Source organism: Neptunicoccus cionae (assembly GCF_002860325.1).
GTDB classification, from domain to species: Bacteria; Pseudomonadota; Alphaproteobacteria; order Rhodobacterales; family Rhodobacteraceae; genus Amylibacter; species Amylibacter lutimaris.
In genome coordinates, this window is the sequence record NZ_PKOJ01000011.1 from 74,433 (window position 1) to 95,515 (window position 21,083).

Sequence of the window (21,083 nt, forward strand, 5' to 3'; positions counted from 1 at the left end):
AAACCCCTTTGCCGCAAGGAAAAAGGCCGCACAGCAAGCTGTACGGCCTTTCGATCTGTCAACGAAACGTTACGTTCCGAAGGCTTAGCGCCCCCGACGACCGCCCCGTGCCTTGCTACGGTTCTTGCCGCGCAGCTTGGATTTCTCAATCAGGCTTTCATACTGGTGGGCCAGCAGATGGGACTGCACTTGTGTGATTGTGTCCATCGTCACCGACACAACAATCAAAAGGGATGTCCCGCCAAAGTAGAAGGGAATCGCCAGTTGCGAGCGCAGGATTTCCGGGAACAGACAGATTGCAGCCAGATAGGCCGAACCGAGCACAAGGATACGCGCGACCACATAATCCAGATACTCTTCCGTCTTCTTGCCCGGACGGATCCCCGGAACAAAACCGTTCTGTTTTTTCAGGTTGTCTGCAACATCATCGGTCTTGAAGGACACGTTGGCGGTGTAGAAGTAGCTGAAGAACACGATCATGCCCACGAAGAACAGCAGATAGAGCGGCTGCCCCGGCCCGAAGTAAGCCAGCAGCGTGTTCATGAACGGGCTGGTTTGTGTGCCGGAGAACGTGGAGATGGTCGTCGGCAACAGCAGCAGCGCAGAGGCAAAGATCGGCGGGATAACACCGGCAGGGTTGATCTTGATCGGCAGGTGAGAGGACTCGCCCCCGTAAACTTTCATGCCAACCTGACGTTTGGGGTACTGGATGTGGATCTTGCGCAGGGCGCGTTCCATAAACACGATAAACGCGATCACAACCACAACCATGATCATCACACCAACGATAACCGCAGGCGACAGCGCACCGGAGCGACCCGACGCAAAGAACTGTGCCAGCGCAGCAGGCAATTCAGCAATAATCCCAACGAAGATGATCAGGGAGATACCGTTACCGATGCCCCGTGCCGTGATCTGTTCACCCAGCCACATCAGGAACATGGTGCCCCCGACCAGCGTGATAATCGCAGGCAGCTGGAAGCTCAGGAAGCCGGGATTGGTCGCCAGATCGCCAGCCTCAAGCCCGCGGGACATGCCGTAAGCCTGAAAGAACGCCAGCGCCACGGTGCCGTAACGGGTGTACTGGTTGATCTTCTTGCGTCCGGCCTCGCCCTCTTTCTTCAATTGCTCCAAAGACGGAACCATCGCTGTCAGAAGCTGGACGATAATGGACGCGGAAATATAGGGCATGATCCCCAGCGCAAAGATCGCCATCCGGCCAATCGCACCGCCCGAGAACATGTTGAGGATACCGCCCACACCAGTCTGGGCCCCCTCGACAAAGTCCCGCAAAGCACCGGCGTCGATGCCGGGCACGGGGATAAACGTCCCGATCCGGTATACAATCAACAGACCCAAAGCAAAGAGGATACGAGATTGCAGTTCTTTCGCTTTACCGAAGGCACCCCAGCTTAGGTTGGAGGCCATTTGTTCAGCAGCAGAAGCCATGAACGTCCCTTTCATATAGTCGCACACGCGGCGTCCCGGGTGATGCGTCAAAAACAAAACGCCGCGAGACCAATCAACAGGGTCGCGCGGCGCCGAAAAACTTGATCGTGAGTTATGTAAGCGGCAGGTCCACCGCTCACAAGCCCAATTCAAGGGTTTTGACTTTTATTTGAAACGCCAGACCTTACCGGCGTTCCAAATTGCAGCCAGAACACTTTAGGCGTCAGCGTCGGCTTTCGCAGGCTGCGCAACGGTCAGCTTGCCGCCAGCCGCTTCAACAGCAGCAACAGCAGTGCGGGACGCGCCGGTGACGGTCAGATCGATCTTGGAAGTGATTTCGCCCTTGTTCAGGATACGAACACCGTCCTTGACGCGACGCACCAGACCGGATTCAACCAGAACTTCTTCTGTGATCGGCTTGCCAGCGTCGATTTTCTTCTCGTCGATGAATTTTTGCAGCAGGCCAAGGTTCACAACAGCATGTGTTTTTGCGTTGATGTTGTTGAAGCCGCGCTTAGGCAGACGTTGGTACAATGGCATCTGACCGCCTTCGTAACCACCGATGGATACACCCGAACGGGACTTTTGACCTTTGATACCACGGCCACCCATTTTACCTGTGCCGGAACCCGGACCACGGCCAATGCGCTTGCGCTTTTTGGTTGCACCTGGATTGTCTGAAAGCTGATTCAGTTTCATTGTCGCTATCTCCTTTTGCCGGAACTACCCCCGATGAGCGACAAAGGGGCAAACACGGCGTTACGATGTGATTCTGGAAAGGTTCCCAGATTGGTGGCGTATAGAGGGACGCGCCCCACAAAGCAAGACCGGTTTCAGGTTTCCTTATTGCTTTGGGAATATCCCGCCTTCGTTAATGACAGTGCACGCGTCCGGTACTTGTTTGCTTGTGACAACACTGCCCTGGAGGAGAGCTTTTCCGGCATCCTCCACCGTGGAAGACTTCTGAATAGGAGGTAGCTGACTGAACAGGCTGCCCTGCAATTGCAACGGGAAGGTACGGTACAGCCAGAACAATGGCTGCTAAGACGATCGCAAAACGTTTCATAATTATATCCAAAATAACTCAATCTAAAATAGAGTTAATAAAAGGTTAGTAAAAAGTAAACGAAATATTATGAGGCTATAACGCCGAGTGGCCCGTGTATACCAAGGTAGGTCGGGCTTTATCCCGACACCCTAATCGGACACCTTCAGCCCGACACCATCCCCCTCAAACCTTGCGCGCCACGATATAGCGGCTGATCCCTTTGGTCGGATATGAGTCGCTCTCCAGAATTTCAAACCCTGCGGCGCGGATCATGTCCTCCAGTTCCTCAACCCCCAGATACTTCAGAAAGGGCGCTTTGCCGAAAAGTTGCATCACCTTGATCAAAGGCCCGAACAACCAGCGTTTCGGCTTCAGGCATCCCGTCTTGCTGATGAACAGCCCACCCCTTTCGAGAGGTGCGGACAGATTGCCAATCACAGCCGCCGGATCCTTGGTCAGGTGCAACAGGTTAAAGGCAAGAATGGCGTCCGGCCTGGGGTCTAGTGTCAAAGGTTTCGTCACATCCGCTGTTTGAAAGGCGGCATTTGAAACTCCTTCTGCCTGCGCCTTGCCACGGGCGATTTCTATCATGGAGCGCGAAAAGTCTGTCCCGAGGATGGAACCGACATACGGTGCGAGCAACAGGGCCGTTGATCCTGTACCACAGCCGACTTCAACCACATGATCGTCGGGCTTCAGATAGGATTTCGTCCGATCCAGAGTTTTGTGATAATTTTCCAAATCGGAAATGGGTCTTTTTGCGTATTTACCGGCGATCCGGTTCCAGAACTGATCAGCGTTTTGCATCATGCGCTCCTGTTTTGCGCCTCTATACCTATACGGAGAATCATAGAAAATTGCCAAAATTTGTTGAGATGTTATACAAATTCGTATGACTGCCCCCTACCCTACCTTTGACTGGAACCACGCCCGCGCCTTTCTGGTGACCGCCCAGAGCGGTTCTCTCTCTGCTGCGGCGCGTGTACTTGGCCTGACGCAGCCCACGCTCAGCCGTCAGGTGGCCGCGTTGGAGGCCGAATTGGGACTGACCTTGTTTGAACGGGTGGGGCGCGGATTGGAAATTACGCAGGCTGGCCGTGATGTGCTCGAACACTTCTTGCGCATGGGACAAGCGGCGGAAAACGCAATGCTGGCCGCTTCGGGACAATCCCAGTCCGTAGAAGGCCGCGTCAGCCTTTCGGTCTCGGATATTATCGCGGCCAGCTTTATGCCAGAGGCCCTTGCCCGATTGCGGGAAATGGCACCGGGGATCGAAATCGAACTTCTTGCAGTTAACCGCATATCCGATCTGCAACGGCGCGAGGCGGATATCGCTCTGCGCCACATTCGTCCCACAGAGCCGGAACTGATCGCCCGCAATCTTGGGGAGGCTAATGGCAAGCTCTATGGCGCGGCGTCCTATCTGGACAGCCTTGGCCCGCTGCGAAGCCTTCCGGACCTGTCTGCAGCCCGCTTTGTCTCGACAGGCGACCCCGAAGAATTCATCGCCTACCTGAATGCGCGGGGATATACACTGCAACGGTCCAATGTGGCTTATTCCACCCGCAGCGGGATTGCGGGATGGGAGATGGTGAAACAGGGGCTCGGGCTGGGTGTAATGATGTCGGATGTCGGAGACAGGACACACGGCGTCAGGGCGGTTCTGCCTGAGCTTACTACAGTCCATTACCCGAACTGGCTGACAACCCATCGCGAATTACACACTAGCAAACGCATCCGCATCGTGTTTGACTTTCTCGCAGAATACTTCAGGGAAGCCTTCACCCTGAAATGAAAAACGCCCCCGCAAATGCGAGGGCGTTTTTTAGTGGTTGGCAGGTCGGGCTTCAGCCCGACACAACACTTAACCTTTTTCTTCGATGATCTCGGCCATGTGAGGGATCTTGGCGATCATGCCGCGAACCGCAGGAGTGTCTTCCAGCTCGCGTGTTTTGTGCATTTTGTTCAGGCCCAGACCGATCAGCGTTTGACGCTGTTTTTCAGGGCGACGGATCGGAGAGCCGATCTGTTTTACAACAATGGTTTTAGCCATGATCTTATACCTTCAACTCTTCAGCCACGTCGCCAGCAGGTGCTTCGGCAGGGGCGTCTGTTTTTGGCAGAATGTCGGAAACTTTCTTGCCACGACGTTGTGCAACATTGCGCGGGCTGGTTTCTTTGCTCAGACCGTTCATGGTTGCGCGGATCATGTTGTACGGGTTGGCCGAACCGATGGATTTGGACACAACGTCCTGAACACCCAACATTTCGAACACAGCACGCATAGGACCACCGGCGATGATACCGGTACCTTGTGGGGCTGTCCGCATCACAACTTTACCAGCGCCGTGACGGCCTTCCATGTCGTGGTGCAGGGTACGACCCTCACGCAGGGGAACGCGGATCATTTTGCGTTTTGCAGCTTCGGTTGCCTTGCGGATCGCTTCAGGCACTTCTTTGGCTTTACCTTTGCCAAAACCGACGCGGCCTTTTTGGTCGCCAACAACGACCAGCGCAGCAAAACCAAAGCGCTTACCGCCTTTTACTGTTTTGGATACGCGGTTGATCGCTACAAGGCGATCTTGAAATTCGGGGTTCTCGTCGCGATCGCGACCCCGACGGTTGTCATCTCTAGCCATCATTGGCCTCCTGGATAGTGTGGGGTTTCCCCCGAATGTTCCAATCCTGGTGGGACGAAACCGTCCCCCGGATCATCGAGGTGGGCCAGAGCGGCCCACCTGCAGACTTTAGAATTTCAGACCGCCTTCACGGGCTGCATCTGCGAGCGCTTTTACCTTGCCGTGGAACAGGAAACCGCCACGGTCGAAATAGCAGGTGTCAACACCGGCTTTTTTCGCACGTTCTGCGATTGCTGCGCCAACTTTGGCAGAAGCTTCAACGTTGTTTTTGCCCACAACACCCAGATCTTTTTCCATAGAGGAAGCGGATGCCAGTGTTACGCCGTTAACATCGTCGATCAGCTGCACGCTGATGTTCTTGGAAGAGCGGTGAACGCTCAGACGGGGGCGGCCTGCAGCCACCTTCCGCATTTTGCTCCGGTTGCGCATACGGCGCTTAAGGAACAGAGTTCTCTTGCTAATAGCCATGTTATGCGTTCCTTACTTCTTCTTACCTTCTTTGCGGAAGATATATTCGTCTTTGTACTTGATGCCTTTACCTTTGTAGGGCTCTGGCTTGCGGTACTGACGAATGTTTGCAGCAACCTGACCAACAACTTGCTGGTCGATACCTTCAACAATGATTTCAGTCGGTTTAGGAGCTGTTACAGTAATGCCTTCCGGCACTTTGTACTCAACGTCGTGGGACAGACCGAGCGCCAGCTTCAGGGTGTTGCCCTGCATCTGCGCACGATAACCAACACCGTTGATTTCCAGCTCTTTTTTGAAGCCTTCAGTCACGCCTGTTACCAGGTTGGCGATCTGTGTGCGGCTCATACCCCATTGCTGGCGCGCCCGTTTGGACTTGCCACGAGGTGTAACCAGCACACCGTTTTCTTCAACGGAAAGCGTTACGTCGTCAGTTGCCTTGAAGGTGCGTGCACCTTTCGGGCCTTTTACTTCTACGGTCTGGCCAGACACAGAGGCTGTTACGCCGCTGGGCAGCTCGACCGGTTTTTTACCAATACGAGACATCTGTCACCCCTTAGAAGATTGTGCACAACACTTCGCCGCCAACATTGGCTGCGCGTGCTTGTGCGTCTGACATGACACCCTTGGATGTCGATACGATGGAAACGCCGAGACCTTGACGAACCGCTGGGATGTCCTTGACGTTCGCATAAACGCGACGGCCAGGGGTGGATACCCGTTTGAGTTCTTTGATCACAGGCACGCCGTCGAAGTATTTCAGAGAAATCTCCAGCTCGGGGTGACCGTTGACGCCTGTACCAGCTTCGTAACCGCGGATGTAACCTTCGCTCTGGAGCACGTCCAGAACCCAGCCACGCAGTTTGGAAGCAGGTGTTTTCACTGTGGATTTGCCGCGCAGTTGTGCGTTGCGAATACGTGTGAGCATATCACCGATAGGATCGTTCATATGTACTTCTCCTTACCAGCTCGATTTGACCATGCCGGGGATCTGGCCGTCAGACGCCAACTGGCGCAACGCGATCCGGGACATTTTCAGTTTACGATAATACGCCTTAGGACGACCGGAAACCTGGCACCGGTTGTGAAGACGAGTGGCAGAGGAATTGCGGGGAAGTTCCGCAAGTTTCAGGCGCGCCTTGAAACGCTCCTCCATTGGGAGATCCATGTTTGTCGCGATTTCTTTCAGCGCGGCACGTTTGGCAGCATATTTCTCTACCAGACGTTGACGCTTCAGTTCGCGTTGGATCATTGCAGCTTTAGCCATGATGTTTTCTCCTGTCCGCGATCAGTTTGTGAAAGGCACGTTAAAGTGCTTCAACAGACTTTTCGCTTCCGCATCTGTGTTCGCGTTCGTGTTGAAAGCGATGTCCATGCCCCACATTACGTCAACTTTATCGTAGTCGATTTCAGGGAACACGATGTGCTCTTTCAGACCCATGGCATAGTTGCCACGGCCGTCGAAGCTTTTGCCGGATACGCCGCGGAAGTCGCGGATACGAGGCATTGCAACAGTGATCAGACGATCAAGGAATTCATACATCTGATCGCCACGCAGCGTGACTTTCACACCCAAAGGCATGTCTTCACGTACGCGGAAACCCGCGATGGATTTCTTCGCTTTGGTAATCACTGGCTGCTGACCGGCAATTGCGGCCATATCAGCTACAGCAGAGCGGATTTTCTTAGAGTCGTTTACGGCTTCGCCAACACCCATGTTCAGCACGATTTTCTCGAGCTTGGGGATTTGCATGTCGTTCTTGTAACCGAACTCTTCTTTCATGGCAGCGCGGATCGTGTCCTTATACGCAGCCTTCAGGCGTGGAGTATAATCAGCCATTGATCACTTCTCCCGATTTCTTGGCAAAACGGACTTTCTTGTCGCCGTCCATTTTGAAACCAACCCGTGTTGGGCCGCCGTTTTTAGGATCGACCAAAGCAAGGTTGCTCAGTTGGATCGGCATCTCGGTTGGTACGCGACCACCCTGAGAGTTCTGTGTCTGGGCCTGGTGACGGATGGCCACGTTAACGCCGGACACGATGGCTTTGCCAGTGGACGGGTTTACGGACGAGATTTCGCCCTCTTTCCCTTTGTCCTTGCCAGCCAGCACGATGACCTTGTCACCTTTACGCAGTTTAGCAGCCATTACAGCACCTCCGGCGCAAGAGAAATGATCTTCATGAAGTTCTTGGAACGCAGTTCACGAACCACTGGCCCGAAAATACGTGTGCCAACAGGCTCACCAGCGTTGTTCAAGAGAACGGCAGCATTGCCGTCGAAACGGATTGCTGTGCCGTCTTCGCGACGGACTTCTTTGGCGGTGCGTACAACTACTGCCTTGCGAACTTCACCTTTTTTCACGCGACCGCGTGGAATGGCTTCTTTCACAGAGACAACAATAATGTCGCCCACGGAAGCGTACTTCCGCTTGGAACCGCCCAGAACCTTAATGCACTGAACACGGCGGGCGCCGCTGTTGTCAGCCACTTCAAGATTGGTCTGCATCTGGATCATGGTAGATACTCCGACCTTTGGGGACCTAAATGCAGTCTAGGCCCCAGGGTTTCGATTAACTGTTGGTTACAGCAGGGCCTCAGGAGGCGTCTGTCAGAACTTCCCAGCGTTTGGTCTTCGAAATTGGCGCACATTCCTGAATGCGGACTTGGTCACCAACCTTGAATTGCTCGTTCGCATCGTGAGCCCGGTATTTTTTGGACTTACGGATGGTCTTTTTCAGAACCGGATGTGTGAAACGACGTTCAACAGAAACTGTTACAGTCTGTGCATTCTGGTCGCTGGTCACAGTGCCGGTGAGGATACGCTTAGGCATTGTTCACACTTCCTTATTCAGCCGCTGCTTCAGCAGCTTTTTGGTTCAAGATTGTGTTCACACGCGCAACAGCGCGGCGAACCTGGCGTACACGTGCAGTGTTTTCCAGCTGGCTTGTGGCCGCTTGAAAACGCAGGTTGAACGCTTCTTTCTTAAGATTGACAAGCTCCGTACGAAGCTCATCCGGGGTTTTGCCCCGAAGTTCGTTGGCATCCATAGCCATTTCCTTTTTTCAACATCATTGGCAGGCCGCATAGACGCATACTTTCGCATGCACATACGTCACCCTGATTCCAATGGAGTGGATGATGAACGCGCTCTATAGGTCGGATAGGAGGGGCTGGCAAGTCTTTTATCTCAAGTCTGTCGCCGCGCCCTGAACCTACCGCAGTCACACCCACCGTGCAATCCGGTAAAAGCATCGGGCAACCGACAGGCTGTTTGAGGAAACAGTCTATTTCCTTGATTGATCTCCCCCCCCCCCCCGCTACACTCGGTAGGGTAGAGCAGCGTTTGGCGTTCCGGCTGCTTGAAATACGTTGGCACTAAATAGGGTTACACTATGATTTACGGTTTATTGATTTTACTGGGCGCAGGTTTGTTGGTGTCTGCAATTGACGGCTCGGGCGGTTCCGACAGTACAGAAACGGAAGACACAGGCGACACCCCCGTTATGGAGGAAGGCACCCTCACCTGCACCGATGGTGCGGATCTGCTGGATCTGGCGGAATATGACGGTGTCGAAAAGGTGCTGGGTAAAGGTGGGAACGATGCGGTGACTTCTCCGGCAGATGACACGATGTTGGCCGGAACAGAAATCTATGGTGGTGCCGGCGATGACAGGCTCGACGCGTCCTATATCCCGGCGGCTGACGTATACGGGGGCGCGGGTGCGGATGACATCAGCGTCACAAACCACGTCTACGACGATTACGCCTCTGCCTATGGCGGCGCTGGCGCGGATGCGATCCATATGGACACCACCGCAATCGGCTCGGAGAGTCCTGATGGCGGGGTATACGCGGAAGGCGGGAGCGGGGCTGACCAGTTCGACGTCAACATCAGCTACGGGTATCTCGACATTCCCGCCGGATCGACCGAGGGCGCACAAGAAGTGGCCAGCATCGGGGACTTCAACGGGGCGGAGGATACGTTGGTCATCAATTTGGAACGGGAGAGCGCCTATTCCGACAGTCCGGTGAATGAGGACACAACCTTTACAGGACTACGGATCGAAGAAGGCGGTACCGAAGAAGATCCGACTGCTTCTGTTATCCTGAACTTCGTCAATGCTGGTGGCGATCCTTTTGAAGTAATCGTGGCGCTGGAAGGCGGTCCTTTTCCTGCGGCCTCGGACATTACAGTAAACCTTTGAGCTACTGCGTGAGGCATTGCGCCCTGCCCTAACCTGCGGCCCGTTCTGCGGCGCGGCGGGCCAGTACATCTTCCTGTCGAAGCCATTTGTATTTTTTGTCGCCAGCGACACTTCCCCAGTAGAGGGGTCCGCCAAAGCGCCACGGGTCCAGGATGATCGACTCTTCCATCGTACTGCCGACACGTCCGATCAGAACCGTTGAATGGTCAATCCGGAACGCCACATCGGAATTGGCAATGGCGCGGTGCAGGACAAGGGTCTGGAAGTTTTCAGCAGCAAGCCGTTTTTGCATGTCCTCGGCCCAGTGCCAACACAGACCGCGCGGGCGGGTGCCCGCATTGACCTTCGTGTTGTGGATCAGGGGTGGATCGGTAATGCCATATTCAACAGCCAGCTTGCGGGGATAATGAAACGCAATATAGGCCGCGCGGGCGGCCTCTTCGGGGTCTACATCCGGCCCCAGCGCAAGAATGCTCGATTCAAGTGCGGCGACTTCCGATTGTTGCACTGGTGGCAGACGGTCCGGCGGCGGTGTCCCGCAAGCGGCCAGAAACAGGGTTAACACCAGCGCGAAAGCGGTAAAGAAACGGCTAAAAATGGAACTGCCCCCAAGTCTTGGTCTTTTAGTCTCGATCGGTTTTGGCGCAGGCTAGCAATCCACTGCCAGCCTGTCGAGAGTTGCAGCCTTCACAAAAACGCCAATTCGGCAGGCTTACCCTGCCTCTACCAGCGCATAGTTAAAGCTGACGGAAATACGCTCTTCGTCGGACATATTCATAGGCACCTCATGGCGCAACCAGCTTTCCCATAACAGCACATCCCCGACCTGTGGCGCGACATAGTGGAACGGCTTCATTCCCGTTGCAGCATCCTTCTTGCGGGTCGGTGCCGCCATCATCATCGCCAGCCGCGGATCTTCGAACTTGATCGCGCTGGCATCAGACGGCATCGCCACATAGGTGGTGCCACTGATCGCGGAATGGGGGTGGATATGCGAGGTGTGAATCCCCCCTGTCGGCAGGATGTTGATCCACAAACTGTCGAGCCGCAGGGCACGTCCTTCCAGATCAAAGGCCAGATCTTCGGCAAAAGCCGCCACATGCGCATCCAGCGCCGTAACCAGATCCTTAAAGATCGGAAAACGCCACGGCAGATCGTCGAGACTGGCATAGCTGGTATAGCCGGGGAAATCGTTTTCCTCGCACCAGTCCTGCCCGGCCTCGTCATCATCTGCGATGGAAAGGCAGGTCGCCTCCAGTTCATTGGGATCAATGGCAGCGCCCAGCTCTGTCAGCTGGGCGCGATAAAGGCGGGTCACGAAGAGGGAATCAATCTGGCTCATGTCTTGTGCATACCGTGTTGATCAACGCGGGCCAACGCGCTTTATCGGATGGGCTGTGCGGAATGGCGGGATGATCCCGTCAGGACCGCCGCAAAGCCCACCAGAAGGACCATCAGACAAATCTGCAAGAGCTGTTCGTATTTGTGACCTTCTATCAAAACCGCCGAAACCACTTCGTTGTCCCGCAGGAAATATGCCGCAGCGCCGGACATCGCGGCCACGAAAGCCGTCATATAGGCCCAACCGGCAATCAGCCGCCCGCCAACGAGTCCGACCAACAGCACAGGCGTCAGGAACATGGAAGCCGTACCAGAGACCGCCACAGCGTCAAATAGGCTCTGATTGCCCCAAAGCGTTAGCGCCGCTCCCAGTACAGCGAACACCAGCATCGCAATCCGCCCGTTGGTTATTGTACGAGGGACGAGCGCTAGTTCCTCTACCACCAGACGGGATGCTGATGACAGGGCCGAATCCAGCGTCGACAGGGCCGAAACCAGCAACGACACCATCAAAGCGCTGAAGACCCAAGACGGCAACATTTGCGCCCAGGTCCCAAGCAACTGGTTTTCGTAAACAGCACCATCAAGCGCCGCCTGAATACCAAAGAGTCCGAAGGCGATGATGCACAGGGCAGAAATCCAGAAGGCATGCAAGAAGCTGCGCCGCGTGGTTTGGGGATCGCTGACAAAACCGCGGTCCATCATCACCGGATCGTGGACGGGATAGGAAAACACCTGAAGACCGGCAACTGCAAGAAGCACCCAACCGTTGTAACTGCCGGAAACACCCGTCGCTGTCAGTGTCGCCAGCGGATTAAAAAACGCACTGGTGACAAGGCAAATAAACGCCGCGCCAAAGACCACCAGAAACACCAGCATCTGCACCACATCACTGCGCAATGCAGCGCTCAGCCCGCCCCAGGCGGAATAAGCCAGCGCCAACAGCCCGACACCGATCACCGCATAATCCTGATAGCCCGCCAGCTCCGGCAGAACCGCGGAAAAGATCAAACCGACCACAAGAAGATTAGCAAAAACTTCGGACAGGAGGCGCAATGCAATTACCAGATTATAACAGGCAGTGCCCCGCGCACCAAAACGGTCTGTTAGCCAATCCTGCACCGACCGCGCCCCACCTGCGCGCAGGCGCCCCACGATAAACCCACCGGTCAGAAACGAAGCATAGTAAGTTGCATAAGCCAACACTCCGGCCATCCCGTAATAGTAGCCGAGAATGGCAGCGTTCATCAGGGAGCGGGCGAATATCCAAGTTGTCACCTGACTGAGTACCAGTGTCCAAAGCGCCGGCTGTGCCCCCGCCCCGGTTTGTCCGCCATAGAAACTGGCAACCGTGACGCGCCGGGGGGCTGCCAGCAGGCTCGCGATAACGACAAGGGCAAATACACCCAAAATTAGATAGGCTTGCATGGTGGTCTCCGGCAGTTGCCCCATGCGCGTAGCAGGGAAGCTGATAACGCTCCAGTAACGTCCCAGTGAGCGATCTGGCGATCTATTCTGCCTATGGTTTTGCAGTTCGATCCGAAAGACACCTCTGGTCATCTGTGCAAATCGGAGGCAGAGTTGAACCATGCCAGTAATAGAGACTTTCCCGATTGAACAGATCCGCGTTCCCGTGAAACGCAAAAAGACGCTGGATCCGGCGAAGGTCGAAGCATTGGCGGAAGATATACTGGAAAACGGTCAAACCACCCCGATCCGCGTGCGCGAGGGCAAAACCGGAGGCTATGTCCTGATCGAAGGCTATCACCGGCTTGAAGCGCTCCGCGCGCTCGGGGAGGTTACGATCGAAGGCTATGAGGTGCACGCCCGTCTGCATTAACCAAACCGGCCCCCAATTAAATCCAAACGAATTTCTGAATACCGAAGATTATTATGACGAATACTCCCCAAACCCTCGGCGAAGCTCTGGACGGCATTACGACCACCCCCCCTACCCCGTGGCAGATCGCGCTCAGGCGGCTGATCATTTTGCTCCTCAGTTTGATCGTCGCTGTGTTTGCTTACAAACTCTTTCAGAACGGCACAGCGCCTTTGATCGCCCTCGCTGTAATACCGTTGCTGTCGATGTTCTTCCCTCTTCGCCACAGCAAACAGCGCCATTGGTTGCTGAGACTGGACAGGAACCGCATTCTGCAACACTTGCGGTTAGACGCCAAAACCGCAGTGTTTGATGGCAGCAACATTTACCACCTTGGTTTGAAGCAGAACGTCGGGACCCGCCCATTGCTCTTGCTGGCAGGCAGGTTGCGGGAGGAAGGCTACCGGATTGTCTGCTTTTTCGATGCGAACATCTATTTTACCCTGCGTAACAACGGAGATCTTCCGACCCAAGGCGGCAGATTCCACCCCAAAATGCTACACGACGCCTTCGGGCTGTCAGCGTCAGAAACATATGTCGTTCCCAAAGGGGTTCAGGCGGATAAGTTCATTGTCGAAACCCTGTCCCACCTTCCCATATCCTTTGCGGTGACCAACGACCGGTTCCGTGATTACGAAGCACAGTACAGCCTGCTGCAAGACAGCAATGACTGGCGCAAGGGCGTTACCCTGAAGGGCGGAACCATCCAGCTTTATCAACACCGGTTCAAACCTCCGCTCGAACTCAACCCGCCAAAAAGAAAAACCCCCCGACCGGTTGGTCGGAGGGTTTAATTCTCAGCGTAGGTCGGGCTTCAGCCCGACACCACTTACCAGTCTTCGCGTTGAACGACGCGTGTTTTAACCGGCAGCTTCATTGCAGCAAGGCGCAGGGCTTCGCGTGCAACAGCGTCGGACACACCGTCAATTTCAAACATGATTCGCCCCGGCTTGACTTTGGCTGCCCAAAATTCAACGGAACCTTTACCTTTACCCATCCGGACTTCGGTTGGTTTTTTGGTCACTGGCAGATCAGGGAAAATCCGGATCCAAACACGGCCCTGACGTTTCATGTGACGTGTCATCGCACGGCGGGCCGCTTCGATTTGACGTGCAGTGATCCGCTCGGGTTCGATAGTTTTCAGGCCATAAGACCCGAAGTTCAGATCGGAACCGCCTTTAGCTTGACCGTGGATACGGCCCTTAAACGCTTTGCGGAATTTGGTACGCTTTGGTGAAAGCATCTCTCTGTCTCCTTAGCGACGAGGTGGACGCGAAGGCCCGCCTTCTTGCATTTCGGCCTGACGACGTTCGCGTGCGGATGGATCGTGCTCCATGATCTCGCCTTTGAAAATCATCACTTTGATGCCAATGATACCATAAGCTGTCAGACCTTCGGCCCGCGCATAATCGATGTCCGCACGCAGTGTGTGCAATGGAACACGACCTTCACGATACCATTCGGTCCGCGCGATTTCAGCACCACCCAGACGGCCGGCACAGTTGATACGGATGCCAAGGGCACCCATACGCATCGCGTTTTGAACAGCGCGTTTCATGGCACGACGGAAAGACACACGACGTTCCAGTTGCTGTGCAACACTTTCGGCAACCAGCTGCGCGTCCAGCTCCGGCTTGCGAACTTCAACAATGTTGAGGTGCAGTTCGGAGTCTGTCAGGTTCGACAGCTTCTTGCGCAGTGTTTCGATGTCAGCGCCTTTTTTGCCGATGATCACACCCGGACGTGCCGAATGGATTGTCACGCGGCATTTTTTGTGCGGACGTTCGATGATCACACGTGCGATACCTGCTTGCGCGCATTCTTTCTTGATGAATTCGCGGATTTTCAGGTCTTCGTGCAACAGATCGCCGTACTCTGCCTTATTGGCATACCAGCGGCTGTCCCATGTGCGGTTGACTTGCAGACGGAAGCCAATTGGATTGATCTTCTGACCCATTATGCTTGCTCCTCTGCTGGCTGACGCACCAGAATAGTGACTTGTGCGAAAGGCTTCAGGATGCGGCCATAGCGACCACGTGCCCGAGGACGTCCACGCTTCATGACAAGGTTCTTGCCGACGTAAGCTTCTGCAACGATCAGTTCGTCAACATCCAGACCGTGGTTGTTCTCTGCGTTGGCAATCGCGGATTGCAGCGTCTTGCGAACGTCTGCGGCGATGCGTTTCTTGGAGAACGTCAAATCGGCCAGAGCTTTTTCAACTGGTTTGTTGCGGATCAATTGCGCCACAAGATTCAGCTTTTGAGGGCTGGTTTTCAGCATACGAGAAACGGCAAACGCTTCGTTCTCTGCTACGCGACGGGGGTTCTTAGACTTTCCCATGGCTTACTTCCGTTTCGCTTTTTTGTCCGCAGCGTGCCCGTAATAGGTGCGCGATGGGGAGTATTCACCGAACTTCTGGCCGATCATGTCTTCTGACACGTTGACAGGAATGTGCTTTTTGCCGTTGTAAACGCCAAAAGTCAGACCCACAAACTGTGGCAGGATCGTCGAACGACGAGACCAGATTTTGATTACTTCTTTGCGGCCGGATTCCCGAGACTTTTCTGCTTTTTTAAGCACATAAGCATCGACAAAAGGGCCCTTCCATACTGAACGAGGCATCTGTTAACGACCCTTCTTCTTGGCGTGACGGGACCGGACAATGTATTTGTCCGTGGTCTTGTTGCTGCGGGTGCGCGCACCCTTTGTAGGCTTACCCCAAGGAGATACAGGGTGACGACCACCGGATGTACGACCTTCACCACCACCATGCGGGTGATCGACAGGGTTCATAACCACACCACGCACGGAAGGACGGATGCCCTTGTGACGGTTGCGGCCTGCTTTACCGAAGTTCTGGTTGGAGTTGTCGGGGTTGGATACCGCGCCAACAGTGGCCAGACATTCCTGACGCACCAGACGCAGCTCGCCCGAGGACAGGCGGATCTGTGCGTAGGAACCGTCACGACCAACAAACTGGGCGTAAGTCCCGGCAGCACGGGCGATTTGACCGCCTTTACCTGGCTTCAGCTCGATGTTGTGAATGATTGTACCAATTGGCAGACCTGTGAACGGCATGGTGTTGCCCGGCTTCACGTCAGCCTTTGCCGAAGAGATCACCTGATCGCCAACAGCCAGACGCTGTGGTGCGATGATGTAGGCCTGCTGGCCGTCTTCGTATTTGATAAGTGCGATGAACGCGGTCCGGTTCGGGTCATATTCGATCCGAATTACCGTAGCTGGAACATCCAATTTGTTGCGTTTGAAATCAACGATACGGTACAGGCGTTTCGCCCCACCGCCCTTGCGACGCATCGTGATCCGCCCGGTGTTGTTACGTCCGCCGTTCTTGGTCAAACCCTGTGTGAGGGCTTTGACCGGACGGCCTTTGTACAATTCCGAACGGTCGATCAGTACCAGTCCACGCTGGCCCGGCGTCGTTGGTTTATACGACTTAAGTGCCATTCTTACTGTCTTCCGTATATAGCGCAGGCAAACGAGCCTGCTATGGTTAAGGACCCCGAAGGTTCCAAGGTATAGGCCCCCGAAGGTGCCCGAATTGCGGTCGGCGAAAATTCTGTACGCCAAAAACAACAACGCCCCAGACGAATCTGGGACGGTGCAGATGGTGGCTTGTAGGAAAGAGGCGGCTTTGGGTCAAGTGATAGTTGGCTTTTTCTCTGCCAGAGCGGGATCAGGCATATCCGGACCTGCTAAAGCATAAGGTGAACGCCAAAGCGCTCCCCCTACCCCGGCCTGTTCTGCAATATCAGAACAGAAAGTCGTCCTTGGCAATCTCTACATCCACATCATGGATAATCTTGATCAGATCCTCGCCATATACAACATCCGTGCGGATGTCGGAGACTTCGGAAATTTCAAGCTGTTTATAGTTCACGCCGGTGGCCGACAGGTCAATCATATCCTCTGCGGCAAACTGCTTGATCTTGTCCTCTCCGTCGCCAAAATCAAAGACAAAGACATCACTTCCGGCACCGCCCTTAAGCTTGTCGTCACCGACACCGCCATTAATAACATCATCACCAGCGCGGCCTTTAAGAACGTCATCACCGGCACCGCCGTTGATTTCATCGTCTTTCTTACGCCCTTTGATCGTGTCGTCCAGCAAAGACCCGTTCGCCACGCCCGCCACGAACTCGCCTTTACCGTCTACGCGAGCACCAAGATCGATCAACGTGGTTGTTCCGGATACTTCATAGGACACTGCCAGCATCGGCTGACCAGTGCCACTGTCAGCGGCAGAAACGAACTGGATCACTTCGGGTGAGATATCACCGTTTGTGCTGCTTTCGATATAGGTCGCAAACTCCGCCTTCTTCGGGTTTGTAATATCATAAACCATGATACCGCTGTCCCGCTCCAGACCGATAAAGGCAAAAGTTTTTCCGCCCATCTCTCCGACGGTTATGGCTTCAGGCTCTGGACCTTTATTGTCAGACCGGCTCTCATCCACGACACCACTGTCATCGGATGGAAAATCGTCGTTGTTAAAAGCATTGGGAACACGGTGCTGGGCGATCACTTGTTCGAAATCGTCACCGCTGTCAAAAACAAGAGCGCCTTCGGCATCAAAAATCGAAAAGCTGCGGCTACCGTAGGAATGCAGAACATCAATATCTCCGTCACCGTCGGTATCACCGTCAATGATAGAGATGTTCAGCCGTTCCAGCCCCGTAGTATCCACACTCCCGTCGATGCTTACGCCTGTAACTTCTCCGTCCAGAATATCCCCCACACGCGCTGCTTCACCGCCTTCATCCCAATCGCCGCGGTCGTCCCCTTCGTTGGCCGTCAGGAAATAGGTTTCCCCTTTGAAGGATGTTACGGCAATCGCATCCGGCATATAGAGACCTTGGGTATTCTGGGACACGATGGTAATTTCCCCGTCGTCATCATTCGCATCCATTCCGTTCCCGTCTAGCGAATGTTCCTTGGTGCCCAGCGGCAGAATATCGGTGAACACCCGCTCTGTCACATCAAAGACAGCAACGGCGTTGGCCTCTTGCAACGTCACAAACAGGTTGCCCGTAGCCGGATCAATGGCAATATACTCGGCTTCGAAATCATCCGAAGCGCTCTCGCCGGGGAAAATGCGGACACCCAGTTCGCGTAAGTCATCTTCCATGCCGTCGTAGGCCGTGAAGTCGTAAGTCTCGGAAACCAGTTCTCCGTCAACAAACTCGATAACCGACACGCCGCCTTTTGCTTGTGTCTCAAGTTCTCCGTCAAACTCCGCTTCGATCGCGGCATAAATCTGGGTGCCATCCGCGCTGAACCGCACCATATCCGGCAGGGTACCAACCTCGGCAACACCCAGAAGAGTCAGTCCATTCACACCGAAGACTGCAACCTTGCCAGCAGAGGCAACTCCGTCGACAGGATCTACTTCGATTGCAACAGCAATGTTTCCACCATGAACCGCAACAGAATTTACACCGGCAAAGCCTTCGATGTCTGTAAGGTCAATGTCGCCGATCTTGCTGCCGGTGACAGTGCTGAACACGTCGATCCGGTCCTCTTCCCCATTGGTCACAAAAACATTGCTGCCTTCAAAGGCGACTACCTCTGAACCGGCTTCACCAACACCGGAATCAAATGTTTGCAGCACGGAAATGCCGTTATCAGTTGCGAGTTTATTGTACATGATGCCCCTCGGCCTGAATTGAAATCAGCTGTCGAGTAGCCCCGCCATGCTACAAAAGCGCGAAAATTTCGTAACAGTCCGCCAACAAAAAAGCCCCCGCTTCACAGCAGGGGCTCTCTCAATTTCAAACCGTAGGTCGGGCTTCAGCCCGACACACGCAAGATCCGATTAAAGACCGGTAGACACGTCGATGGTGTTACCTTCTTCCAGCGTCACATAGGCTTTTTTCACGTCTTTGCGTGTGCCCAGGCGACCGCGGAACCGCTTAACCTTGCCTTTGGTGATGGATGTGTTCACAGCCTTCACCTTGACGTTAAACAGGCTTTCAACAGCCTCTTTGATTTGCGGTTTGTTCGCGTCGATTGCCACTTCGAAAACAACAGCGTTATGCTCGGAAGCCATTGTTGCTTTTTCGGTGATGATCGGCTTGCGGATCACGTCGTAGAGTTCAGCTTTATCGCTCATTTCAAACGAGCCTCCAATGCTTCAACGCCAGCTTTGGTCAGGACCAGAGTGTCGCTTTTCAAGATGTCATACACGTTGGCACCCTGGCTTGGCAGAACGTTCACACCGTCGATGTTACGGGCAGCCAATGCAAAGTTTGCATTCACTTCCGAACCGTCAACGATCAGCGCGCGCTTCCAGCCGAGGTTTTTTACAGCCTTCGCCAGATCACCGGTTTTGGCAGTTGCCATTTCGGCGTTGTCCAGAATGACCAGTTCGCCAGCAGTCATCTTTGCAGACAGTGCGTGACGCAGTCCCAGCTTGCGGAACTTTTTGGTCAGGTCGTGGGCGTGGCTACGGGGTGTCGGGCCTTTGTAAACACCACCACCGCGGAAGATCGGAGCCGAACGGGCGCCGTGGCGTGCGCCACCGGTGCCTTTTTGGCGGTAGATCTTCTTGGTGGAATAGCTGACTTCGGACCGTGTCTTGACTTTGTGTGTCCCCTGCTGGCGTTTGGCCAGTTGGTAACGCACAACACGGTGCAGAATGTCTTTACGTGGCTCCAGGCCAAAGATCGCCTCGTCGAGGTCGACCGAGCCCGCTTTACCAGCGTCCAGTTTGATCACGTCGAGTTTCATTCTTCGCCTTCCTTCTTCTCAGCTTCAGCAGCAATTTCTGCTTCAGCAGCTTTCAGAGCAGCCTCTTCAGCAGCAGCAGCTTCAGCGGCGGCAGCTTCGGCTGCTGCGGCTTCTTCAGCAGCGGCTTCGGCAGCAGCTTCTTCAGCGGCTTTTGCAGCAGCAGCAGCGGCAGAGCGCAGTGCGGCAGGCAGAATGGCACTTTCAGGGAACGGCTTCTTGACCGCATCCTTAACAGTAACCCAGCAACCTTTGGACCCGGGAACCGCGCCTTTGATCATCAGCAGACCGCGTTCGCTGTCTGTTTTAACCACTTGCAGGTTTTGGGTCGTCACGCGGGCAGCACCCATGTGACCGGCCATTTTCTTACCTTTGAAAACGCGACCAGGATCCTGACACTGACCTGTAGAACCGTGGGACCGGTGGGAGATGGACACACCGTGTGTCGCCCGCAGACCACCAAAGTTCCAGCGTTTCATCGCACCGGCAAAACCTTTACCGATGGATGTACCGGATACGTCCACATACTGACCTTCGAAATAGTGGTCAGCGATGATTTCCTCGCCAACTTCGATCAGGTTTTCAGGGGACACGCGGAATTCCGCGATCTTCCGTTTTGGTTCAACCTTAGCAGCAGCAAAGTGACCGCGCATCGCTGCGGATGTGCGTTTTGCTTTTGCAACACCGGCACCCAGCTGAACAGCTGTATAGCCGTCTTTTTCGCCAGTGCGTTGTGCAACAACTTGCAGGTTTTCCATTTGAAGAACAGTAACAGGAACCTGTTTGCCGTCTTCCATGAACAAGCGGGTCATGCCCAGCTTCTTTGCGATAACTCCAGAGCGCAACATTGTCTTCATGCCCCCTTAAAGCTTGATCTCGACATCCACACCAGCAGCAAGATCGAGCTTCATCAGCGCGTCTACTGTTTGTGGAGTCGGGTCAACAATATCAAGCAAACGCTTGTGTGTACGGATTTCAAACTGCTCACGAGATTTCTTGTTCACGTGCGGACCACGCAGAACAGTGTATTTCTCGATGTGGTTAGGCAGCGGGATAGGACCGCGAACCTGCGCACCAGTCCGCTTGGCTGTATTTACGATTTCCTGTGTGGACGCGTCCAGCACACGGTAATCAAACGCTTTCAGCCGAATGCGAATGTTTTGGCTTTGCATATTAATGCCTTTCAAGATTGAGAGGAGGACCGGGCACTATTGCCCGACCCTCGTCGAACCGGTTAGGGTATTTAGTCGTTGATTTTGGAAACAACGCCGGAGCCTACAGTGCGGCCGCCTTCGCGGATCGCAAAACG

The 21,083-nt window shown here is 54.5% G+C and carries 32 protein-coding genes; 4 read left to right on the forward strand and 28 right to left on the reverse strand.

The genetic code is table 11. From position 1 onward, the window contains the following. Window positions 1-84: 84 nt before the first annotated feature. The 3 genes from secY to C0U40_RS19450 all read right to left on the reverse strand — a co-directional run bounded on the left by secY (window position 85) and on the right by C0U40_RS19450 (window position 3,304). Window positions 85-1,449, reverse strand: a complete 1,365-nt coding sequence (secY, locus tag C0U40_RS19435; RefSeq protein ID WP_101657454.1) for a preprotein translocase subunit SecY — start codon at window positions 1,447-1,449, stop codon at window positions 85-87. Window positions 1,450-1,665: 216 nt separating this feature from the next. Continuing rightward, window positions 1,666-2,148: a 50S ribosomal protein L15 gene (gene rplO / locus C0U40_RS19440; protein WP_101657455.1), complete on the reverse strand. Its 483-nt coding sequence runs from the start codon at window positions 2,146-2,148 to the stop codon at window positions 1,666-1,668. 532 nt (window positions 2,149-2,680) lie between these two features. Beyond that, a complete protein-coding gene (locus C0U40_RS19450; RefSeq protein WP_219619820.1) occupies window positions 2,681-3,304 on the reverse strand; it encodes a class I SAM-dependent methyltransferase in 624 nt (207 codons plus the stop codon). 85 nt (window positions 3,305-3,389) lie between these two features. On the opposite strand from C0U40_RS19450, the gene C0U40_RS19455 reads away from it, so the two are divergent. Then, entirely contained in the window at window positions 3,390-4,292 is a 903-nt protein-coding gene (locus C0U40_RS19455) for a LysR family transcriptional regulator (RefSeq protein WP_101657458.1), read from the forward strand. Between the two features lie 69 nt (window positions 4,293-4,361). On the opposite strand, the gene rpmD is transcribed toward C0U40_RS19455, so the two are convergent. The 11 genes from rpmD to rpmC all read right to left on the reverse strand — a co-directional run bounded on the left by rpmD (window position 4,362) and on the right by rpmC (window position 8,652). Beyond that, window positions 4,362-4,550: a 50S ribosomal protein L30 gene (rpmD, locus tag C0U40_RS19460; RefSeq protein ID WP_101657459.1), complete on the reverse strand. Its 189-nt coding sequence runs from the start codon at window positions 4,548-4,550 to the stop codon at window positions 4,362-4,364. 4 nt (window positions 4,551-4,554) lie between these two features. After that, on the reverse strand, window positions 4,555-5,136 hold the full coding sequence (gene rpsE, locus C0U40_RS19465) for a 30S ribosomal protein S5 (RefSeq protein WP_101657460.1): 582 nt from the start codon (window positions 5,134-5,136) through the stop codon (window positions 4,555-4,557). A gap of 108 nt (window positions 5,137-5,244) precedes the next feature. Continuing rightward, on the reverse strand, window positions 5,245-5,604 hold the full coding sequence (rplR, locus tag C0U40_RS19470) for a 50S ribosomal protein L18 (RefSeq protein ID WP_101657461.1): 360 nt from the start codon (window positions 5,602-5,604) through the stop codon (window positions 5,245-5,247). Between the two features lie 12 nt (window positions 5,605-5,616). Further along, window positions 5,617-6,150 carry a 50S ribosomal protein L6 gene (rplF, locus tag C0U40_RS19475; RefSeq protein WP_101657462.1) on the reverse strand — a complete coding sequence of 178 codons (534 nt, stop codon included), beginning with the start codon at window positions 6,148-6,150 and terminating at the stop codon, window positions 5,617-5,619. Window positions 6,151-6,160: 10 nt separating this feature from the next. Beyond that, window positions 6,161-6,553 carry a 30S ribosomal protein S8 gene (rpsH, locus tag C0U40_RS19480; protein ID WP_101657463.1) on the reverse strand — a complete coding sequence of 131 codons (393 nt, stop codon included), beginning with the start codon at window positions 6,551-6,553 and terminating at the stop codon, window positions 6,161-6,163. 12 nt (window positions 6,554-6,565) lie between these two features. After that, entirely contained in the window at window positions 6,566-6,871 is a 306-nt protein-coding gene (gene rpsN, locus C0U40_RS19485) for a 30S ribosomal protein S14 (protein ID WP_069301450.1), read from the reverse strand. 21 nt (window positions 6,872-6,892) lie between these two features. After that, window positions 6,893-7,444 carry a 50S ribosomal protein L5 gene (gene rplE / locus C0U40_RS19490; protein WP_101657464.1) on the reverse strand — a complete coding sequence of 184 codons (552 nt, stop codon included), beginning with the start codon at window positions 7,442-7,444 and terminating at the stop codon, window positions 6,893-6,895. Continuing rightward, window positions 7,437-7,751 (reverse strand): 50S ribosomal protein L24, encoded by a 315-nt coding sequence (gene rplX, locus C0U40_RS19495; RefSeq protein ID WP_101657465.1) that lies wholly within the window; start codon window positions 7,749-7,751, stop codon window positions 7,437-7,439. The genes rplE and rplX overlap by 8 nt, the downstream gene beginning before the upstream one ends. Continuing rightward, window positions 7,751-8,119: a 50S ribosomal protein L14 gene (gene rplN / locus C0U40_RS19500; protein ID WP_101657466.1), complete on the reverse strand. Its 369-nt coding sequence runs from the start codon at window positions 8,117-8,119 to the stop codon at window positions 7,751-7,753. Before rplN ends, rplX begins: the two co-directional genes overlap by 1 nt. Window positions 8,120-8,198: 79 nt before the next feature. Next, complete coding sequence (gene rpsQ / locus C0U40_RS19505; RefSeq protein ID WP_101657467.1) at window positions 8,199-8,435, reverse strand: 30S ribosomal protein S17; 237 nt, start codon at window positions 8,433-8,435, stop codon at window positions 8,199-8,201. Between the two features lie 13 nt (window positions 8,436-8,448). Further along, complete coding sequence (rpmC, locus tag C0U40_RS19510; protein WP_101657468.1) at window positions 8,449-8,652, reverse strand: 50S ribosomal protein L29; 204 nt, start codon at window positions 8,650-8,652, stop codon at window positions 8,449-8,451. A gap of 345 nt (window positions 8,653-8,997) precedes the next feature. On the opposite strand from rpmC, the gene C0U40_RS19515 reads away from it, so the two are divergent. Further along, on the forward strand, window positions 8,998-9,810 hold the full coding sequence (locus C0U40_RS19515) for a hypothetical protein (RefSeq protein ID WP_101657469.1): 813 nt from the start codon (window positions 8,998-9,000) through the stop codon (window positions 9,808-9,810). A gap of 28 nt (window positions 9,811-9,838) precedes the next feature. Here the strand turns inward: C0U40_RS19515 and C0U40_RS19520 are convergent, their stop codons facing one another. The 3 genes from C0U40_RS19520 to C0U40_RS19530 form a co-directional block, all read right to left on the reverse strand. After that, the gene (locus C0U40_RS19520; RefSeq protein WP_286135139.1) at window positions 9,839-10,375 is read right to left on the reverse strand and encodes a hypothetical protein; all 537 of its coding nucleotides are present in this window, start codon (window positions 10,373-10,375) and stop codon (window positions 9,839-9,841) included. Window positions 10,376-10,522: 147 nt separating this feature from the next. Beyond that, on the reverse strand, window positions 10,523-11,152 hold the full coding sequence (locus tag C0U40_RS19525; RefSeq protein WP_101657471.1) for a 2OG-Fe(II) oxygenase family protein: 630 nt from the start codon (window positions 11,150-11,152) through the stop codon (window positions 10,523-10,525). Between the two features lie 41 nt (window positions 11,153-11,193). Next, complete coding sequence (locus tag C0U40_RS19530) at window positions 11,194-12,579, reverse strand: sodium:proline symporter (RefSeq protein WP_101657488.1); 1,386 nt, start codon at window positions 12,577-12,579, stop codon at window positions 11,194-11,196. A gap of 160 nt (window positions 12,580-12,739) precedes the next feature. Here C0U40_RS19530 and C0U40_RS19535 point away from each other — a divergent pair, with 160 nt between their 5' ends. Then, window positions 12,740-12,991, forward strand: coding sequence for a ParB N-terminal domain-containing protein (locus C0U40_RS19535; protein WP_101657472.1), 252 nt, complete (start codon window positions 12,740-12,742; stop codon window positions 12,989-12,991). A 53-nt stretch (window positions 12,992-13,044) separates the two neighbouring features. Further along, window positions 13,045-13,824, forward strand: coding sequence for a hypothetical protein (locus C0U40_RS19540; RefSeq protein WP_101657473.1), 780 nt, complete (start codon window positions 13,045-13,047; stop codon window positions 13,822-13,824). Between the two features lie 35 nt (window positions 13,825-13,859). On the opposite strand, the gene rplP is transcribed toward C0U40_RS19540, so the two are convergent. From rplP to C0U40_RS20440, 11 genes are all read right to left on the reverse strand, one after another. Further along, a complete protein-coding gene (gene rplP, locus C0U40_RS19545; protein WP_069301442.1) occupies window positions 13,860-14,273 on the reverse strand; it encodes a 50S ribosomal protein L16 in 414 nt (137 codons plus the stop codon). Window positions 14,274-14,285: 12 nt separating this feature from the next. Continuing rightward, the gene (gene rpsC, locus C0U40_RS19550; RefSeq protein ID WP_069301441.1) at window positions 14,286-14,987 is read right to left on the reverse strand and encodes a 30S ribosomal protein S3; all 702 of its coding nucleotides are present in this window, start codon (window positions 14,985-14,987) and stop codon (window positions 14,286-14,288) included. After that, on the reverse strand, window positions 14,987-15,370 hold the full coding sequence (gene rplV / locus C0U40_RS19555) for a 50S ribosomal protein L22 (RefSeq protein WP_069301440.1): 384 nt from the start codon (window positions 15,368-15,370) through the stop codon (window positions 14,987-14,989). Before rplV ends, rpsC begins: the two co-directional genes overlap by 1 nt. A 3-nt stretch (window positions 15,371-15,373) precedes the next feature. Then, window positions 15,374-15,652 (reverse strand): 30S ribosomal protein S19, encoded by a 279-nt coding sequence (rpsS, locus tag C0U40_RS19560; RefSeq protein WP_069301439.1) that lies wholly within the window; start codon window positions 15,650-15,652, stop codon window positions 15,374-15,376. Window positions 15,653-15,655: 3 nt separating this feature from the next. Next, window positions 15,656-16,495 carry a 50S ribosomal protein L2 gene (rplB, locus tag C0U40_RS19565; RefSeq protein ID WP_101657474.1) on the reverse strand — a complete coding sequence of 280 codons (840 nt, stop codon included), beginning with the start codon at window positions 16,493-16,495 and terminating at the stop codon, window positions 15,656-15,658. A gap of 304 nt (window positions 16,496-16,799) precedes the next feature. Next, window positions 16,800-18,695 (reverse strand): choice-of-anchor I family protein, encoded by a 1,896-nt coding sequence (locus tag C0U40_RS19570; protein ID WP_101657475.1) that lies wholly within the window; start codon window positions 18,693-18,695, stop codon window positions 16,800-16,802. A 168-nt stretch (window positions 18,696-18,863) separates the two neighbouring features. Continuing rightward, a complete protein-coding gene (locus C0U40_RS19575) occupies window positions 18,864-19,160 on the reverse strand; it encodes a 50S ribosomal protein L23 (RefSeq protein WP_101657476.1) in 297 nt (98 codons plus the stop codon). Continuing rightward, a complete protein-coding gene (rplD, locus tag C0U40_RS19580; protein ID WP_101657477.1) occupies window positions 19,157-19,777 on the reverse strand; it encodes a 50S ribosomal protein L4 in 621 nt (206 codons plus the stop codon). The genes C0U40_RS19575 and rplD overlap by 4 nt, the downstream gene beginning before the upstream one ends. Further along, window positions 19,774-20,622, reverse strand: a complete 849-nt coding sequence (gene rplC, locus C0U40_RS19585; RefSeq protein ID WP_101657489.1) for a 50S ribosomal protein L3 — start codon at window positions 20,620-20,622, stop codon at window positions 19,774-19,776. The genes rplD and rplC overlap by 4 nt, the downstream gene beginning before the upstream one ends. Before the next feature lie 15 nt (window positions 20,623-20,637). Beyond that, window positions 20,638-20,946 (reverse strand): 30S ribosomal protein S10, encoded by a 309-nt coding sequence (rpsJ, locus tag C0U40_RS19590; protein WP_069301434.1) that lies wholly within the window; start codon window positions 20,944-20,946, stop codon window positions 20,638-20,640. A gap of 71 nt (window positions 20,947-21,017) precedes the next feature. Beyond that, a partial coding sequence (locus C0U40_RS20440) for a hypothetical protein (protein ID WP_219619822.1) occupies window positions 21,018-21,083 on the reverse strand: 66 nt, incomplete at its 5' end.